This window comes from Finegoldia magna (genome assembly GCF_003182075.1).
Lineage (GTDB): Bacteria > Bacillota > Clostridia > Tissierellales > Peptoniphilaceae > Finegoldia > Finegoldia magna.
The window spans coordinates 257,149-275,589 of sequence record NZ_QGTH01000001.1 but is presented as its reverse complement, the minus strand read 5'-3'; the positions used below and the strand labels follow the sequence as shown (position 1 = coordinate 275,589).

At 32.0% G+C, this 18,441-nt stretch carries 16 protein-coding genes; 4 read left to right on the top strand and 12 right to left on the bottom strand.

The genetic code is table 11. The annotated features are described in order from the left end of the window. Positions 1-183: hypothetical protein (locus DES33_RS09675; protein WP_211305668.1), on the top strand; the 183-nt coding region annotated here is incomplete at its 5' end. Between the two features lie 264 nt (positions 184-447). On the opposite strand, the gene DES33_RS01170 is transcribed toward DES33_RS09675, so the two are convergent. Together DES33_RS01170 and DES33_RS01165 are read right to left on the bottom strand one after the other, a co-directional pair. After that, positions 448-942, bottom strand: a complete 495-nt coding sequence (locus DES33_RS01170) for a threonine/serine exporter family protein (protein ID WP_110057868.1) — start codon at positions 940-942, stop codon at positions 448-450. Next, on the bottom strand, positions 942-1,736 hold the full coding sequence (locus DES33_RS01165; RefSeq protein WP_094207354.1) for a threonine/serine exporter family protein: 795 nt from the start codon (positions 1,734-1,736) through the stop codon (positions 942-944). Before DES33_RS01165 ends, DES33_RS01170 begins: the two co-directional genes overlap by 1 nt. A 44-nt stretch (positions 1,737-1,780) precedes the next feature. Here DES33_RS01165 and DES33_RS01160 point away from each other — a divergent pair, with 44 nt between their 5' ends. After that, positions 1,781-2,284, top strand: a complete 504-nt coding sequence (locus DES33_RS01160) for a nitroreductase family protein (RefSeq protein WP_110057867.1) — start codon at positions 1,781-1,783, stop codon at positions 2,282-2,284. 54 nt (positions 2,285-2,338) lie between these two features. On the opposite strand, the gene DES33_RS01155 is transcribed toward DES33_RS01160, so the two are convergent. The 7 genes from DES33_RS01155 to ileS form a co-directional block, all read right to left on the bottom strand. Further along, a complete protein-coding gene (locus DES33_RS01155) occupies positions 2,339-3,454 on the bottom strand; it encodes an NADH:ubiquinone reductase (Na(+)-transporting) subunit F (protein WP_094205972.1) in 1,116 nt (371 codons plus the stop codon). 9 nt (positions 3,455-3,463) lie between these two features. Then, entirely contained in the window at positions 3,464-4,048 is a 585-nt protein-coding gene (locus DES33_RS01150; RefSeq protein WP_002837117.1) for an NADH:ubiquinone reductase (Na(+)-transporting) subunit E, read from the bottom strand. Next, the gene (gene nqrD / locus DES33_RS01145; RefSeq protein WP_094205973.1) at positions 4,048-4,662 is read right to left on the bottom strand and encodes an NADH:ubiquinone reductase (Na(+)-transporting) subunit D; all 615 of its coding nucleotides are present in this window, start codon (positions 4,660-4,662) and stop codon (positions 4,048-4,050) included. The genes DES33_RS01150 and nqrD overlap by 1 nt, the downstream gene beginning before the upstream one ends. Then, positions 4,662-5,267, bottom strand: a complete 606-nt coding sequence (locus DES33_RS01140; RefSeq protein WP_094205974.1) for an RnfABCDGE type electron transport complex subunit G — start codon at positions 5,265-5,267, stop codon at positions 4,662-4,664. The genes nqrD and DES33_RS01140 overlap by 1 nt, the downstream gene beginning before the upstream one ends. Further along, entirely contained in the window at positions 5,260-6,219 is a 960-nt protein-coding gene (locus tag DES33_RS01135) for an RnfABCDGE type electron transport complex subunit D (RefSeq protein WP_249033603.1), read from the bottom strand. The genes DES33_RS01140 and DES33_RS01135 overlap by 8 nt, the downstream gene beginning before the upstream one ends. Before the next feature lie 304 nt (positions 6,220-6,523). Then, a complete protein-coding gene (locus tag DES33_RS01130) occupies positions 6,524-7,579 on the bottom strand; it encodes a lysylphosphatidylglycerol synthase transmembrane domain-containing protein (protein ID WP_110057865.1) in 1,056 nt (351 codons plus the stop codon). Positions 7,580-7,707: 128 nt separating this feature from the next. Next, positions 7,708-10,815, bottom strand: a complete 3,108-nt coding sequence (gene ileS, locus DES33_RS01125; RefSeq protein ID WP_110057864.1) for an isoleucine--tRNA ligase — start codon at positions 10,813-10,815, stop codon at positions 7,708-7,710. 369 nt (positions 10,816-11,184) lie between these two features. Between ileS and DES33_RS01120 the strand changes: the two genes are divergently transcribed. Both DES33_RS01120 and DES33_RS01115 read left to right on the top strand, forming a co-directional pair. Next, a complete protein-coding gene (locus tag DES33_RS01120) occupies positions 11,185-11,529 on the top strand; it encodes a DUF5684 domain-containing protein (RefSeq protein WP_094207361.1) in 345 nt (114 codons plus the stop codon). 9 nt (positions 11,530-11,538) lie between these two features. Next, a complete protein-coding gene (locus DES33_RS01115) occupies positions 11,539-13,086 on the top strand; it encodes a cell wall-binding repeat-containing protein (RefSeq protein WP_110057863.1) in 1,548 nt (515 codons plus the stop codon). Between the two features lie 79 nt (positions 13,087-13,165). Here the strand turns inward: DES33_RS01115 and DES33_RS01110 are convergent, their stop codons facing one another. From DES33_RS01110 to DES33_RS01100, 3 genes are read right to left on the bottom strand one after another with little or no spacing between them, the layout of a single operon-like run. Next, positions 13,166-14,143 carry a CAMP factor family pore-forming toxin gene (locus DES33_RS01110; RefSeq protein ID WP_110057862.1) on the bottom strand — a complete coding sequence of 326 codons (978 nt, stop codon included), beginning with the start codon at positions 14,141-14,143 and terminating at the stop codon, positions 13,166-13,168. A 12-nt stretch (positions 14,144-14,155) separates the two neighbouring features. Further along, complete coding sequence (locus tag DES33_RS01105; RefSeq protein WP_110057861.1) at positions 14,156-15,871, bottom strand: CAMP factor family pore-forming toxin; 1,716 nt, start codon at positions 15,869-15,871, stop codon at positions 14,156-14,158. A 56-nt stretch (positions 15,872-15,927) separates the two neighbouring features. Further along, positions 15,928-18,294: a C1 family peptidase gene (locus DES33_RS01100; protein ID WP_110057860.1), complete on the bottom strand. Its 2,367-nt coding sequence runs from the start codon at positions 18,292-18,294 to the stop codon at positions 15,928-15,930. Between the last annotated feature and the right edge of the window lie 147 nt (positions 18,295-18,441).

Below are 18,441 nucleotides of genomic sequence, written 5' to 3'. Positions count from 1 at the left end.
GTTAAGCACGCCGCCAGCGTTCGTCCTGAGCCAGGATCAAACTCTCAATTTAATGTTTGTTTGAAGCTAGCTTTTCAGCTGACTTTTGCTTTTTTATTCTCACCGAATTATTGTTTGGTTTGTACTTCTCTCAAAGTATTTACTTTATTTAATTTATTAAGGTTCTATAGTTTGTTGTCTTAATGACAACTTTCTTCGCACTTTCGTAACGACTTTGTTAGTATATCATACCAACTTTTCTTTGTCAACACTTTTTCGAAATATTTTCCTTTCAAAATGTGTTTTCTTGAAATGTTACTTTAGTGAACTATTATAGTTTACTATCATCATTTCATTTTGTCAAGTGTTTTGTAAAACTTTTTTTATTTTCGTTTTACATGCATTACTTTCTTTTAAGTAATTTAAAAAGCACTTAACTCAAAGTGCTTTTTTATAATATCAAGGTTTTTATTTTTTGTCAAGTGTTTTTTTGTTTTTTATTTTAAAAATCGAATTTGTTTGTAAATGCTCTATTGTATTATGCTTTATCGACTTAGATGATAAGGATGCTACAAGTATTCCAAGAGCTATACTGGCGGCAAATAACATTGCATTTCTCGCATGTGAAAAAGCTAGTTTAGAATTTTGCTGAATTGTGTAATACATTGTGTAATACATATCTGCCCCTGGAACCAAAGAAATTATTCCTGGTATTACAAAAACTGTAACTGGCATGTGAACTTTTCTTGAAGCTATCTCTCCTATTATTCCTACGGCAATTGATGCAAACAGAGCTGCGATAAATTTATTGTTTAAAATCATTGTTAAATATTTGTAAACAAACCACGCTACAAATCCAGATACCATAACTATTTTATAAGACCTTTTTGGTGAATCGTAAAATAGCGAAAATCCTAATGTGGCAAATGATGAAATGATTGATTCTATAATTATATATATCATTAAATCGCCTCCATCATAACCGCAAAATACAATATACTACCAACACCTAGAGCTATACTCAACGCTGTAATCACAGCGTTAATCATAGAACTTATCCCAGATAATAAGTCTCCACTAAGTACATCTCTTACAGAGTTTGTAATGGAAACACCAGGAACAAATGGCATGATACAACCAACGATAATACTGTTCATATCCAAAGCCACACTAAACATTCCAAAAATTTTCAATGTAACTAAAGTTAAAAATGTCATAAACGCAACTGTAATATATGTATTAACAAATTGTGGGTTTTCTTTTCGTTGAAAAAATCTAAAAACTAGCATTTCTAATATAGATATAAAGAAAGCTACGACAGGTTCAATAATGCCACCTACTAATAAATGTGCAAATAATCCTGAAGCTGCGGATGCCCCTAGGATGTACAATTTTTTATCTACAGCTCTATTATCTATTTTGTTTATTATTTCTATTGATTCATCCAAAGTGTACACATCTTTTACAAAATTTCTGGAAAAATTATTGATTTGATGAATTTTCCACAAATTTGTCGCCTTTGGAATTGTTCTTCTCATAGTAACAAGATCTCCAAAATCAAAACTCAAACATATAATTATACATGTATAAGATACAAATACATTTATTTTATTAACTTTTTGAATACTTTTACTCATTCTAAAAGCTGTATCTTCTACACGATATGTTTCTGCACCACTCTCGAGCAAAATTCTTGCAGTGTCAGCAACGACATCCATTAGATTTTGGCAATCTTCTTTTGTTTTAACAAATTGCAAAATATCTCCTCCAGTATTAAAATTATAACATATAGGAGGCAATTATGGATATTATCAAAAACAGAAGATCGAGAAGAAAATTTACATCTAAAAAAGTATCAATAGAAGATATGAAAAAAATCGTAGAAGCTGGAACCTATACTCCAACCGGTATGAATAAACAAGACAACATAATCGTCGCTATTTCTGATGATAGTGCAATGGAAAATTTATTAAATTCCATCAGAAAGCACTTAAACAATGAAAACTACAACGGATTTTATAATTGCAAAAATATGATTTTGATTTTGAGTCCGCACGATAACAGAAATAGAAAATTCGACTGTGGATGTATAATGCAAAATATGATGTTAAAAGCTTGTGAATTAAATGTAGCAAATGTTTGGATTAATCAATTTTATGATTCTTATGATAGCGAACACATTAGAAAATTCTTACAATCTATAGACATCGATGAAGATTATGAAATAACTTGTGCACTTGCTTTAGGTCACAGCGAAGAAACCCCAAAAATCAAGCCAAACAAATTTAGAACTAAATTTATCTAAAAAAAGATCGATTGAATTCTGACTCACAATCAGTTTTCAATCGATCTTTGTATTTTAGAAGTTATCGTAATAAATTCTGTCGTCAGTTACTCCAACTTCGTTCAATGCTTTTGTCAAAGACTCTATCATTCTTGGTGAACCGCATAGGTAAGCTGAGCTGTTCTTACCAGTTTCTTTGCAATATTTCTTGATTGCATCGTCAGCATGTCCAGTTTCTCCTTCCCAATTCATTTCAGGAGTTGTTCTTGACAATACTGGGATAAATTTGAAATCGTACAAATCTTCTTCAAATTCTTTCAATTCATCTAACAAGAATAAATCATCTGGAGTTTTGGCCCCAAAGTAGAATCTTGCTTTTCTCTTAACATCATGATCTCTCATATGGTTAAGGATAGATCTTATTGGTGCGAAGCCAGTTCCAGCTGCTCCCAATATAATTTCAGTATCTTCATCATGATAGTAGAAATCACCATAAGGACCATTAATAGTAACCTTATCGCCTTCTTTAAGAACTTTGTGGCAATAAGTTGTACAGATACCCTTGGTATAACCAATTAACAATTCTATATGTTTTTCATCTCTAATACTAGATGCAATAGAATATGCTCTGAATACTTCTTCATCTGATCCTTCATATCCATCGCCTTTTGGATATTCTTCTGCTTTTAATTGTACATATTGACCTGGTTTAAATTTGATTGTTTCTCCTTCTGGAAGTTCAAATCTAAACTTAGTTATTCTATCAGTCAAAGGTAACTTTTCAACAAGAGTTGTTTCGTATTCTTTTACATTAAATAATTCTTCTGGAATTTGAATCGAAATATCTTTTTTAACTTTTACTTGACAAGATAATCTAACGCTATCGTTAAGTTCATCTTCTGTTAACATTGGTTTTTCTGTAGCAAGTACAGGACCTGCTCCATCCAAAACTTTTACTTTACAGTAACCGCATGATCCCTTTCCACCACAAGCTGATGGAATGAATACTTTTTGGTTTCTAAGTGTAGATAATAAACTATCTCCACCATCTACCGTAAATTCTTTATCGTTATTAATAGTTAGTTTTACTTCACCATAATCTGCAATGTATTTATCTGCAAATGAAAGTAGCAATGCAAATAATGCACATAACACAGACACTACAATTGTTGTTATAATTATTTGTCCCATGATTCCTCCTTATGATATTTGAACTATACCAGAGAATCCGATGAATGCCATCGCCATGATTCCAGTTATAATTAAAGTTAGAGGAGATCCTTGGAGACCTTTTGGTACAGATGAATCTTTGATTTTGGATCTAATCCCTGCCATTGATACAATTGCTAGCATCCAACCAAGTCCACTTCCTATTGCAAATCCAACTGTTTGCAAGAAGTTGTAGTTTCTGATTACCATGAACAAACTTACACCTAAAATCGCACAGTTTACTGTGATAAGTGGCAAGAATATTCCCAATGCGTAATACAAGTTCGGAATGTATTTTTCCAAAATCATTTCCAATAATTGAACAAATGCTGCTATCGATATAATAAATATTATATATCTCAAATATTCTATATTAAATCTAACAACTAATTTGTATAAGAAAAAGTTGATTATAGTTGTGATTGTCAATACGAATGTTACAGCTATTCCTAATCCTGTTGCAGTTTCAATTTCTTTACTTACTGCTATGAATGAACACATTCCCAAAAAGTTTGAGAAAATCATGTTTGAAGTAAAGATTGATGCAAAAAATATAACTAAAGGACTAATTGTCATTACTTAGCATCTCCTTCCTTTTTTAGATGAGCATTAGCAATCCACATAACAATAGGTAAAATGAAGAATGCTGCTGGTGGCATAACCATCATTGTCCAAGGCACAAAACTTTCAGGCATTATTCTGAATCCAAATACACTACCGAATCCCAATAATTCTCTGATTAAAGCTATAAGCACAAGTACTACAGTATAACCCAAACCTGATGCCACACCATCTACAAAACTACTTACAGGATCGTTACTAATAGCAAACGCTTCTGCACGTCCCATTATTATACAGTTGGTAATAATCAATCCAACATAAGGTCCTAATGTTTTACTCATTTCTGGCATGTAAGCCTTTAAGAAAATATCAACTATTATTACGAAGAACGAAATAATAAATACTTGAACCATCATACGAATGTGTTTTGGAGTTACTTTTCTAAGTAAACTAATCAAAAACGATGAACATCCTGTAACAAACGCTAGGGCGAGTCCCATAACCAAGGAGTTCATACACAAGTTTGTTACTGCTAATGTGGAACAAATTCCAATAACTTGAATAAGAACAGGGTTGTCATCAAGCAATCCATTTTTCAATAATTTAGTATATTTATTTGAATTAGCCATTATTTACCTCCATTCTTAATAAACTCATTCACATCTTCATTAATCATATTAACAACAAATGTAGATGTTTGAGTAGCGCCGCTTATAGCATCAATGTTACCGCCATTTGCAGGTTTATTGATTACAATTTTACCGTCAACTGGTTTTGAAATATCCAAATCTCTGTATTGGTTTTTGTATTCATCTTCTGTAATACGTCCACCCAAACCAGGAGTTTCATCTTGTTTAATAAATTCAATTCCAACAAGTTTTTTCATATCTTTAGTTATTCCTACATATCCACTAATAGAACCCCAAAGACCTGGCCCGTTTATTGGAACTGCATAAGCTTTTTCTTCGCCATCTTGTTTTAAAATATAAAGTTTATTTCCTTTATAGTCTTCTTCTGCGACATTATCTTTAAAAGTTTTGTCGATATTTGATGCAGAAGTATCTTCAGGTAAGATATTAAATACATTCAAAATCTTATGTTTTAATTCGATATCTTGATTAAATTTTACTGTAGGAGTTGTAACTTGATTTAACAAAGCCAATGCTAATGTCAAAACTAGTGTCAATCCCAACATAAAAATTACTGGATATACGACTGATTTTTTCTTAGCCATTAACCTTGACCTCCTTATTTGCTTTTGCTTTTTTATTAGCTTGAACTTTATTTACACAATAATCAATTATTGGTGCAAAAGTATTGCCAATAAGAACTGCGAACATAACGCCACCTGCAAATAGTGCAAATCCTCTGATAATTACGGTCACAATTCCTATAATAAAACCATAAATCCACTTACCAATTGGAGTCTTAGCTGCAGATACTGGATCTGTTGCCATGAACACAGTACCGAATAAAAATCCTCCCATTAGCATTCCATAAATAGGATTAGGAACAGAAGTTACTCCCATAGCATTAAATACTAAACTTAATGCGCAAAAACCTAGTACACTTCCTGCCATAATTTGCCAACTTGCAACTTTTTTATAAATCAAGTAAATTGCCCCAATTATAATTAAAACTTTACAAGTTTCACCGATAACGCCAGGAATTTGTCCTAAAATCATAGTTGGAATTGTTTCAAATGCTGAGTTAACCTTAAATGCTGTCATTGGAGTTGGTTGTGTCATAGAATCCAATGATTGAGTTAAGTAAGTTCCAAATCCTCCAGGAAAACCACCTACAGCTTTGTTCCAATAAATAGTCATTTGTTGAGGAAAATTAACATAAATAAATACACGAGCCACTAAGGCTGGATTGAAAACATTTTTTGCGAATCCTCCAAAAACCATCTTCCCGAAAAATATACCAAACGCTATACCAACCGCTGAAATCCAAAAAGGAATAGATGGCGGTAATGTCATTGTATACAAACAGGATGTGACAATAGCTGCTTCAGATATTTTGTTTCTTTTGAATATCTTCGCGTTAGATAAATATTCAACAAGGCATGCAACAATTATGTTTAGCAAAAACAAAGCTAACACTCTTAGCCCATAAAAATATATCGCCACTACAGCAATCGGCAAAAGAGCAAACATAACAGGATGCATCATTTTTTGTTTCATAAAATACTTATTATAAAACTCTTTCAAACCTTTCACCCCTTATAAAATTTTTTATATATAAAATCCATAAAATACGGATTTGTTTTCATAAATAAAAGCTTTTCATTATGTACTTAAAAAAAAATTTCTTTTATTTATCATATCATAAGCCCTCTCAAAATCAATGATAAAATTTGTTATTTTTAATAAGTACAATATCATGCACCAAATATATTGACCATATATAATATACCCATTTGATTAAAAAAATATTTAACACGTATCATTTTTTAATAAAAAAATCGATCTAAATTAATAGATCGATCTACTGTTCTTGATTCAGTTTTATAAGACTGTTGTTTTTCTGATAATTTTTACGATTAGTCTTCACTAATAAAAAGTATAGCCCTGCAAAAGGTACAGCTAAGTAAAATGTAACAAATCTATTGATTGCCATAATACTAAATGCCAATGATTTTGGCATAAATGAAGAATACACAAGCATCATGCTACCTTCAATAACTCCTACACCTCCAGGAATATGAACACTTTCGAATGAAATTGTAACCACAGCTTGGATTAGAACCAGAGTCATAAAATTATATGAATTTAGTCCAAATGATTTGTATAAGATTGCAGGAATTGCAAATGAAAACAAAAGCATCGGAATCGAAATGCACAATAATTTTGCAAAAACTTTTTTGTTATTTATCAAAAATTTTCCGAAATTTTTGTGTTCTTCAATTGTTTTTGTAATATCTTCTTCTGATTTACTGAAACGTTTCAAAAGTTTAAATTTAGAAAATACCGTATTAAAAAATCTAATTACTCTAGCCGCCAATTCACTATCAAACATCAAAAATCCTATTCCGATTACCAAGACCAATTGACACACTATTCCATAAATAACCAAGTATTTAAATTCAGAAATCGCCGCAATTTTACCTACTAATCCAAAAATCATTGCTACAAAGAAAATAATTACCATAGACAAATGATAAATCCAATTAAAAGAAAGTAGTGAATTAATTGTAGTCAATGAATCAATGTTATCCGTTCTCATTGTGTGATATTGCAACGGTTGTCCAAGGCTACCACCTGGAGATATCATACTAAAAAAATAATCCGTAAATGTATATCCGAAGCACCTTTTAAACGATACATCATAACCTTGTATACTTAGAAGATATTTGTATGATATAGCTTCCAGTAGAAAAAACATAAACATAGTCAAAACACATTCTGCTATGAAAACTGGTCCTATCTTTTTTATTACGTCAAAAGCATCATCTGCTCCAATTTTATTTTTTATGAAAAAAATTACTCCTACACTAAATGCAAATACTAAAATTGCTCTTAAAATTGTGTTTTTGTTTTTCATCTTCCACCTCATATGATATAAGTATACCATTAGTGTAGTACAGTTTGCAATTAGTTTTTTTCATTGTTGACTTTTTGTATACTTTTGAAAGTAAAAAGCCTACCGAAATTAATCAGTAGGCTAATTCGTTATTTTCTTATAACTTCAATTCTAACATTTTCTCCATTCAAATCAACATCTTCACCATCTACATTTTCATCAATAATTATATCGACAGTCAATGTTTCATCTTTTATGAAGTCTTCATATTGTTCAATTGCTTTTTTAATATCATCTGTAGGATTGATTTTGATGATGATATTATCTAAAACATCAAAGTCATTTGATTTTCTCATTTGTTGAACTTTACTTACAAGTTCACGCGCATATCCTTCCATCAATAATTCATCAGTGATTTCTGTGTCCAAGATTACAAAATAATCTCCTTGCATTGTCACATCGAATCCTTCTTTGGAATTAATTCTTACATCAACGTAATCTCTCTTGATATCAATGTCTTCATCGTCTAATTTAATATTCAAATCTGATTTGTCTAGTTTTGATACGAAATCCTTGGCGTTTATATCTTTCAAATAATTTCCAAAAGATTTGATGTGTTTACCAAGAATACTACCTGCAACTTTGAAGTTAGGTTTTAGTTCGTAATTCATAAATTCAGACAAATCCTTCTTGTATTCGATATCTTTTAAGTTGATTTCTTCTTTGATTAAATCCTTGAACTCTTCAATCTTATCCTTAAATCTTTCATCTAGGACGATTTTCTTCAATGGTTGACGAACTTTAATATTCACTTCTTCACGAGAAGCTCTTGCAAGAGTTACAAAAGTTCTTACCATTTCCATCTTTTCTTCTAATTTATTGTCGATTAAATCTTCATTTACCTTATCGAAATAAGCTAAGTGAACTGATTTTTCGCCTGTTAAATCGTGATACATTTCTTCTGCTATAAATGGAGTAAATGGAGCAATTAATTTTGTAAGTCCAACTAATATTTCGTAAGTTGTGTTGTAAACAGCTTTTTTGTCATCATCCATTTCTGTTTTCCAGAATCTTCTTCTGTTACGTCTGATGTACCAGTTTGATAAATCTTCTATTACAAAGTTAGAAATTTCTCTTGCAACTTTTGTATATTCAAATTGATCCATATTTTCAAAGTAGAATTTTTGTAGATTTGTAAACTTAGACAAAATCCATTTGTCAATTACAGCTCTGTCTTCGTATTCTACAAAATATTCTGTAGGGTCTGTTTCATCAGTTGTTGCATACATTTGGAAGAAGTTATAAGTGTTTCTGAATGATCTGAAGAATTTACTTTCAACTTCTTGTAAACCACTTACATCAAATTTTGTTGGAATCCATGGTGGAGATACATAAAGTGAGTAGAATCTAACAACGTCTGCTCCGTATTTGTCGAATAGTTCAATCGGATCAATTGTGTTTCCTCTCGATTTACTCATCTTCTTTCCATCTTTATCCAAGATTAAATCATTTACCAAAACATTTTTGTATGGTGCTTTTCCTGTAATCATTGTAGAAATAGCTAACAATGAATAGAACCATCCACGTGTTTGGTCAATTCCTTCGTTGATAAAATCTGCAGGGAACACTTTATCAAAATCATCTGTATGTTCAAATGGCCAGTGTTGTTGTGCAAAAGGCATAGCTCCAGAGTCAAACCAAACGTCAATGACGTCTTTTTCTCTAGTCATTATTTCGCCACATTCTGGACATCTAATGTGAACATCGTCAACGTATGGTCTGTGAAGTTCGATATTTTCATCTATATCTTCGATAGCTAACTCTTTTAATTCTTTTCTTGAACCAACAGAAAGTGTATGATTACATTTATCACATTTCCAAATATTTAATGGAGTTCCCCAGTATCTGTTTCTAGAAATTGCCCAGTCTTTAATATTTTCTAGCCAATTTCCAAATCTTCCTTCTCCAACATGATCTGGATACCAGTTCACACCGTTATTGTTTTCAACTAATTTATCTTTTAATTTGCTAACTTCAATGTACCATGATGGTTTTGAATAATAGATAAGTGGTGTGTGGCATCTCCAGCAGTGAGGATAATTGTGTTCAATTTTTTGTTTCCTAAATAATTTGTTTTCTTCTTTTAATCTTTGTAAAACTTCTGGATCTGTATCCATAACTTGTTGACCATCCCATGGACCGCCAACGAATTTTCCTTCTTCATCAACAGGATTGATTAATGGCAAATCGTATCTTCTTCCTGTTTGATAGTCGTCTTCCCCAAAAGCTGGCGCTGTGTGAACAATTCCTGTACCATCTTCAACAGTTACATAATCTGCCAAAGTCACATAAAATGCTTTTTTGTTAACATCATAAATGGGTAAAAGTTGTTCGTATTCCATATACTCCATGTCTTTACCTTTTAATTCTTTGATTAAAGTGTAGTCTTCGCCTTCGTGACCCAACAAATCGTGTGCTTTGTTTTTTGCAAGATATATTTTTTCTCCGTCTTTTTCTGCCAAAATATAGTCAATATCTGGATGTACTGTCAAACAAACATTTGATGGCAATGTCCAAGGAGTTGTAGTCCATGCCAAGAAGTATTCATCTTCATCTTTTCTTTTGAATTTAACATACGCTGTTGTAGTTTTGATATTTTCATATCCTTGTGCAACTTCATGTGATGCAAGACCAGTACCACATCTTGGACAATATGGAAGAATTTTCGCTCCTTCATAAATCAATCCGTCCTTGTACATTTTGTCAAGCAATGCCCATACTGATTCAATGTAATTATTGTCCAAAGTAATATATGGATCATCCATATCCACATTGTATGCCATTCTATCTGACATTTCTTGCCATTTTTCTCTGTAAGAAAATACAGATTTCTTACATTCTTCGTTGAACTTTTCTACTCCGTAATTTTCGATTTCTTTTTTATCGTGAAGACCAAGTTTCTTTTCAACTTCGATCTCAACTGGAAGACCATGAGTATCCCAACCAGCTTTTTTATAAACTTTGTATCCTTGCATAGTTTTGTATCTGCAAGTCATATCTTTTAAAGTTCTACTAATAACGTGATGAATTCCTGGTTTTCCATTTGCAGTTGGAGGGCCATCGTAAAATACATATCTATTTTCTTCATCTCTACTGTTGTAAGTTTCATTCAAAAGATCTATCTCTTTCCAATACTTACTAGTAGCCTGTTCACGTTCTTTAACAGGTTTCTTAGAAAGCTCCTTAAACTTTTTCATAAACAAATCTCCTTATAAAATAATTAAAAAATCCCTTGGAAAATTAATTCCAAGGGACGAATAAACCGCGGTACCACCCTAATTGTGTAAACCTCTCATTTCTTGTAACGTCAAGTAATACGCACAAACCTATTAGATCTGTGAGCTTCTTTCAGATGATTCGAATATTTCTTAATTTATCCCTCTCACCAAACAGGATTCTCTGTAAAATCAATCAAAATATTCCGTTCTGATCACAGCTTTTAATAGAATTATAATATTATATTTTTAATAATTTGTCAAATATTTATGAAAATTATACAAAATTTCTCACGCTAATGCCAATAAATTGTTTTAAAAATGCTATAATAATATAAAGGAGTGATTAAAGTGATTACAACAACAATTGTATTATTTTTATATGTAATAAATGCAATAGGATTGTGGAAAATGTTTGAAAAAGCTGGAATATTTGGATTGTGGAGTTTTGTACCATTATTAAATATCTGGCTATTGTTCAAAATAGTTTATGGAACAGGAATCGCATCCCTGGCACTACTAATTCCAATAATAAATTTCTTTGTAATTTTGCATCTAAACTACTCACAAGTAAGAGTCTACGGACAAGAGGATTTGCTTTTCAAAATAATTTCAGTATTCTTTCCTCATCTTACAAGAGTATATATTGGATGGAGTGAGCTTGAATATATCGGACCCCTTAGATCTTTAGGTTAGGAGTTAAAAATGAAAAACTTTAAAAATTTTAAAATCATTGCATTAACCTTTGTATTAGCGATTTTCACATCACAACCAACATCAGCTATAAAGCAAATCGAAAAAGCTTCAATCGAAGGAAAAAATAGATACGAAACAGCCATAAAAATATCAAAGATTTCGCATCCTAAAACATCCAGCACAGCAATAATAGTAAATTCAGAAAAAATTGCTGATTCGTTGTCAGTAGGAGTGTTGGCACATAAAATAAATAGCCCGATACTTTTAACAGATTTTGCTAAAATTAACCAATCTACATTAAAAGAAATTCAAAGACTTAAATCTACAAATATTATACTTGTAGGTGGCGCTCAAAGTATTTCCAAATCACAAGAAACAAATCTAATAAAACAAGGTTATAATGTAAGAAGAATATCTGGAAAAGACAGAATTGATACATCATTTGAAATAGCAAAAGAACTTTCTGATCTCAACCAAACAAAACAGTTCGACAATGCATTTTTAGTTCACTCTACCAAATCAATCGTAGATTCAGCAAGTGTCAGTGCAGCTGCATGTCGTATGAATAGTCCTATCTTATTTGTCGGAAATGACGCAACATCATTTGAAGAAAAATATGCAAACTATATATTCAACAACACGTATCTAATAGGCGGAGCTACAGCAAAATTATCCAAAAATTTCCAAAATCCAATAATTATTTATGGGGAAAATAGAAACGATACAAGTATGAAAATAGCTGACACATTCTTCAAAAATTCAAAATCTATTTTCATAGCAAAAAACGGGGATCAAAGATTTTCTGAACTTATAGACTGCGTTACCGTAGCACCACTTGCAGCAAATGAAAAAAGTCCGATAATATTTGCATCAACAAAAAACAATCTAACAAAATCAGAGAAAAATTTCTTCGATAAATTAAATCCAAACAAAATAACATTAATCGGTGGTGGGCTTCATCCAAAATTTGACGAAATAATCGGAAAAACTCTACCTAAAAAAGACTACGTATTATTAAATGTAGCTCAAATCAACCAAAACAAAGCAGGTTTACCAATGGGATGCGAAGCAGCATCACTACTTCAATGTCTACACTATAAAAACATCAAAACTGATACAAATATCCATCAATTTATAAAAGAAATGCCACTTGCAAAAGACAACAACCCAAATCATGGATTCGCAGGTTCACCTTTTAATATTGATGAAAGAATTTACCAATCAATATTCCCAGATCCATTAACAAAATGGGCTAAAAAATACGCAAACGCAGAAAATATTTCTGGCAAATCTTCAGAATATATAAGAGAAGAAATCTCAAAAGGAAACCCAGTAATATTCTTTGCGACATACAAATTCAGAAATCCAACATTTAAAGATTATTTCTGGGGAAAAAATGCCCTCTACAACGCACACGTAATGGTAGTTGATGGTTACGATAAAAACAGAATGCACATCGTAGATCCAGCAGAGGATAAACCAAATGGATATTGGATATCCCGCTCACTTTTTGATAAAAGATACAACATCAAAAAATATGCAGTTGTTGTGAGATAATTTTATAATATATAAAACAAAAGCCACCATATGGTGGCTTTTTACTATTAACCTACTATTTTTCTAATCTTAATAAATTTTATTCGTAGTAAGTTTGGAATTGTTGTACTAATTGAGCTGCAATTACACTTGATGGTCTAATTTTAGCTAATTCTTGTTTTGCACGATCAATTGCTTTACCAACTTCAACTCTCTTATCGCCATGTCTTCTAGCTCTTATAGCTTTGTTCATAGCTTCTCTCAAAGTTTGGATTTCAGTTTTACTTGCTCTGTAATCTTCGCTGTTCAATGCTTCAAATACTGCTTGGTCTAATCTGTCACTTAATTGATAAATTTCAGCTACAGTTGCTTGTGGTCTTAATCTTAAAGCAGTTATTTCTCTAATTTCTGCAGTTAATTTATCGATTACTGCACCAGACATATTCTTTAATTCATGGAATTTTAATGATCTAGCTTTTGCTAATTTGTGATCCAAATCAGATCTTACATAGATGTTAGCAGTATCATTTAATCCAGCATCTGGATAGCTAAGTAATTTTTGTGATAATGCTTCGAATTGTGCCATGTAAACTTTCATATCTTCAACTGTGTGGAATGGAGATGCTGCGATTACGAATCCTCCGAAGATGTATTCAGCGATTTCTGCATGTGCTGCATCTACTTTGTATCTTAATTGAGTTGTAGCAAATCTGATTGCTCTTCCCATTCTTCCTAGTAACAATAATCTTTGTGGAATAGATGATAAATCATAAATATCTGCTACTCCCATTCCTACTGCTGTTTGGTCGATTTTGTCGCTGATTTCAAGAGAAGTTTCGTTGAATTTGTCAACCATTTCTTGTTCGTCTTCTCTTTTAACTTGGATTGAGTTAACTTCGTTTTGAATTGATTTGATTTGTCTTTTGTAAACTTCTGCTTCATCAATTCCTAATTTTTCAGTTTCTTCTGCTCCTTGAACGATTTCAAGTTTATCTTCTTGTGCATAAGATACTGCCGGTGCTACTGTTCCCAATAACATACTAGATAGTAATACTACTGATAATGCTTTTTTTAACATATTTTTCATCTCCTAATAATTTAGTTCAAATGTTTTTACTTGGTCTTTTAATTCGATTTTCACGTTGAAATCTTTAACCCATGTTCCAAATTCAAATCCGTTGTATTTAACTGATGCAACTCCGTTGTTGAAGTAAACTTCTCTTTCAATTGCTTTTTTAGTGTTTGACACTGTTACTTTTGCTGGTCCGTTGTACTTTTTACCATTTTTAGTTGCTTTGAATTCGATTGAGAATATTCCAGCTTTTCTTTCTGAAGGGTTGATTTCTGTTATTTGATATTCGTCTTTGTCAACTTTCTTGATTACGTTTAGTTTAAATTTATTAGTTACTCCGTTTTTTGTAGTTGCAGTTATTGTAGTTGATCCTTCTGCAACTGCTTCGATTGTTCCTTTTTCATTAACTGTTGCGATAGCTTCGTTATCTGACTTATAAGAAACTTCTTTTTCTAATGCATTTTCAGGGAATACAAATGTCTTTGATTTTAAATCAAATGTATCTCCAATTTTTAATGTAGTAGATTTTACTGAGAAACCAATATTTTTAACTTCATAAATATCTTTTCCAACTGAAGAGTTATCTCCAACTACTCCACCACCATTTGTATTAGTGTTAAGATATTCTGAATTTTCTCCTGTAGCTTGTAAGAATGGAATTCCTTCTACGCTGTGACCAGGTTCTACGATGTGAAGTTCAAAGTTTGATTTTGCACATCCATCTTTTGAAACTACTGTAATCATAACAGTTCCAGTTCTTAGTGGAATTATTGTTTTTCCAACTACTCTTGCCATAAATGCATTTGATGAGTAGATGAATACTTCTTTGTCTTTAACTTCGTTTGGTCTTACTACTGGGCTGATTGTTGTTGTTTTGTTGATTGAGATGGCTCCCATATTGCCTTCTTTAAATTCAATTTTTTCAGCTTTGATTTTTGGTCCAGTAATTTTTTCCATTGCTTCGTGAAGTTTCTTAACTTGTTCATCTAATTCACCACATTTTACTGTGATTCTGAATTGCAAACCTACTGTTTTTGAAATTTCTTCACTTAATTCTCTTACGATAAATGAATTACCAAATCTTGTTCTTGAAGCACGTACTTTTTTAGCTTCTCTGATTTCTCTCCAAACTGCAGCTTTTTTGTAGATAGTGGCTATGTCATTTGGCCCTAAATCAGGATAAGCTAACAATTCTTGTTCCAATTGGTCAAATTTTTGGATGTAATCCATAATTTGAGCTTCACTAGCAAAAGGATTAACAGCATATAATAAACCAGTTATTATATATTCTGTGATTTTAGTGTGAGCTGCTACAACTTTGTTAGATAATTCAGTAGTTGCAAATCTGATTGCTCTACCAATTCTAATCATCAATTGTACTCTTACTGGAATTGTAGATAAATCATAGATTGTGTTTTCTAATGCTCCTACAGCTTCTGCACTTCCTACTGCTTGGCGTTGTTTCATTTCAGCTACTTTGATTTCTTTGTCTAAGAAATCATGTGCTTCATAAAACTGATCCATAACTTCCTTGTACTTTTCATCAGCTGGTTCTATGTCTTCAACTGATTTTACAGCTTGTGTCAAACCTTCTTTTAATTCTGAGATTTCAAGTTTAGGTTCTTCTTGTTGTACTCCCAAAGAATCTGCGAAAACTTCACTCAAAGGTGCAACAGCTATAAAAGTCATAGCGAACACTAAAATCATTGCTAATGATTTCTTTAAATGTTTCATATTTCCCTCCTATGAACTAAATATTTTGTTTAACAATCGGCACTACCCGTTATTGATTAAAACCCAAATTTTACTGTCTCTTCATGATCTCTAATAGTTATAGTCGCTTCGAAATCTTTTCTCCACACTCCAAATTGCCCTCCGTGGAATTTAGATTGTGCATGACCTGAGTTGAAATATATTGTTCTAGTTAATTTTCTATTGCCACTTTTTACTGTTAGTTTTGCTGGACCAGAATATCCTCTGTCTCCTTCTTTTGCATCTATAAATACAGTAAATATTCCTGCACGTCTTTTAGATGGTGCGAATTTTTCTACAGTAATTTCGCCTTTTTCTTTTGGTATTACAATTATTGTAATGCTTGTTTGTAATCCTTCTTTTGTTTTGATATCTAACTTTGTTCTTCCGATTTTTTTAGCAGTAAACACTGATTTTGAATCGATGTCAATTATGTCAGTGTTACTTATATTGAAATCAAAATTTCTTATAGCAGTTTGTGGATAAGTTAAAATTTTTGGATCCAAATTAAACTTATCACCTTGTTTAATAGTTACTGATGGAACTGATACTCCCAAACTTCTAACAACTTTAGGATCTAGTTCTTGATTATCTATCGGTGGTTTAGGTGGAATAACTGGTATTTCTGTATTATCTGGATCTGTTTTTGGATCATAATCATTATCCCCGATTACCTCAATCATTTTTCTATCAGGAACTCTAATTCCTTCTGGAGCTACCAATAGATTAAATCTTTGTGTAATTTTCCCATCGACTGTTTTTATCAAGATATTTGCATTTCCAACATTCACTGGATAAACTGTTCCGTCGTTTTTTACAACTGCAACATTTTTGTCCAATGATTCGAAAACAACCGGATCGTTGTTGAATTTTTCTGGTTGAACTGTCGCGTGAAGTTTTCCTTTTTTCTTAACGCTAATGAATCCTTGGCTACCTTCTTTTACAGTGATTGAAGTTGGCTCTTCGATTACTTCATCCGGATCAACTTCTGGAACTGTATCTCTTGGAAGTACTTCTCCAGTAGTTCCAATAGCTTTGATACAAGCATTTGCGTTTTTGACTTCCTTAGTCAAATCAGTCCATTTGTCGCCTTGTGATGAAACATAAGATTGACCTTCTTGTGCTTTTGCTTTGGAAGCATAATCTGCAATCGGCATTTCAATAGGCATTGGATATTTGTAATTAGCAGCTGACGAATCCATGTATGCTACTATTGCAAATCTTTCGCCTTTTTTTACTTTGATTTGGTCTGTATCCAATGTGTAGTATCCAGGATATTCAATCACACCGCTGCCGATTTCTTCTCTTTTAGCTGCCAAATCATCTGTAGATTGTAAATCTCTTACAATGTACAATTTGTATTGTGTATTCATAGCAACTGTGAATAAACCCGCTTGGTAAATTGTTTGATCTTCATCAGAAGTAAATACATTCGCAATGTATCCTTGCATATTGTATCCAACACTTCTTGTTGCTCCGAAATCGTCGTATTGTGAGATTACCGCATTAGGATCTTTTCTTTGAGGAATAAACACTGCATTGGATTTGCCACAGAAACCATCGTAATACGATACGTAATAGTAACCGCCATCCATGAAGCTTGTTCCCCAACTATTTTTTACAATCCATGCTCCATCTCCAGGAGCCTTTGCTTGGAATAAATTTTTTGAAAAATTATCATCCCATCCTACAATTGTTCCTGCGTGATCTGCTTTTCCACTTCCAGGATTGTAGTAACTTTTAGTTTCTTTCTTTTCGTAATATTTTTGAGAACTTAAAGTTGTATACACTCCACCGTATTCCATAATAGCTTGTTTGATAACATTAGTTTCATTTGCATTGTGAACATCAGGTAGATAAATAACTTTATCCAAATCAAATGCTCGTTTCACATTTGTAGGTGAAACATTAATGTAAGCATCGTAAGGATCGTCTTTTTCTAAAATCGGACCAGTTCCTCTTGCAAGATATGATGTTGCAATATCTCTATTACCTCCATCATTTGGACCCCAATCGAATCCATGCATGTTTCTCATGTGTTTTTCACTAAAATCAAATTCTTTTCCAAATAATTTTAAATAAGACTCCATGGAACCATATGTGGCAAATGTCCAGCAAGAACCATTTTGTCCTTGATTTTTGACTGAGGAAACTCTGTTAGTTTTTCTCAAATCATATTTTGCTGGCAATGCTGCTCTAGAAGCTGAACGAACTGAATCGTAAGATGTCTTCAATGGAGAGATTAACAATTCGTCATTCTTGGAATTTTCTTTAAAACTATTTTCAACAGGACTTAATTCTAGTTTGGAATTTTTGTTTTCATCTGCAAACGTTGGAGCAGTTACCATCATCGATGAAACTAGAACTGTTCCTAGTAGTAGACTCAAAAATTTTTTAATTTTCATAACGCCCTCCTATTGAAATATGCTACTAAATTAATAGCCTTAATAAATATACTCTAATTCTGAAAGTTATTTTAAATCCAGATATTTATTAATTTAGTATTTGGTATTTGTTGACTTAATTATATCACATAATTTCAAAAAATCTAT

Excerpts from the sequence above, each read along its gene's own strand:
- DES33_RS01140 (WP_094205974.1), bottom strand. The coding sequence starts at position 5,267 with ATGGCTAAGAAAAAATCAGTCGTATATCCAGTAATTTTTATGTTGGGA.
- DES33_RS01130 (WP_110057865.1), bottom strand. The coding sequence starts at position 7,579 with ATGAAAAACAAAAACACAATTTTAAGAGCAATTTTAGTATTTGCATTT.
- DES33_RS01170 (WP_110057868.1), bottom strand. The coding sequence starts at position 942 with ATGATATATATAATTATAGAATCAATCATTTCATCATTTGCCACATTA.
- DES33_RS01110 (WP_110057862.1), bottom strand. The coding sequence starts at position 14,143 with ATGTTAAAAAAAGCATTATCAGTAGTATTACTATCTAGTATGTTATTG.
- ileS (WP_110057864.1), bottom strand. The coding sequence starts at position 10,815 with ATGAAAAAGTTTAAGGAGCTTTCTAAGAAACCTGTTAAAGAACGTGAA.
- DES33_RS01150 (WP_002837117.1), bottom strand. The coding sequence starts at position 4,048 with ATGACAATTAGTCCTTTAGTTATATTTTTTGCATCAATCTTTACTTCA.
- DES33_RS01115 (WP_110057863.1), top strand. The coding sequence starts at position 11,539 with ATGAAAAACTTTAAAAATTTTAAAATCATTGCATTAACCTTTGTATTA.
- DES33_RS01135 (WP_249033603.1), bottom strand. The coding sequence starts at position 6,219 with ATGAAACAAAAAATGATGCATCCTGTTATGTTTGCTCTTTTGCCGATT.
- DES33_RS01100 (WP_110057860.1), bottom strand. The coding sequence starts at position 18,294 with ATGAAAATTAAAAAATTTTTGAGTCTACTACTAGGAACAGTTCTAGTT.
- DES33_RS01105 (WP_110057861.1), bottom strand. The coding sequence starts at position 15,871 with ATGAAACATTTAAAGAAATCATTAGCAATGATTTTAGTGTTCGCTATG.
- nqrD (WP_094205973.1), bottom strand. The coding sequence starts at position 4,662 with ATGGCTAATTCAAATAAATATACTAAATTATTGAAAAATGGATTGCTT.
- DES33_RS01160 (WP_110057867.1), top strand. The coding sequence starts at position 1,781 with ATGGATATTATCAAAAACAGAAGATCGAGAAGAAAATTTACATCTAAA.
- DES33_RS01155 (WP_094205972.1), bottom strand. The coding sequence starts at position 3,454 with ATGGGACAAATAATTATAACAACAATTGTAGTGTCTGTGTTATGTGCA.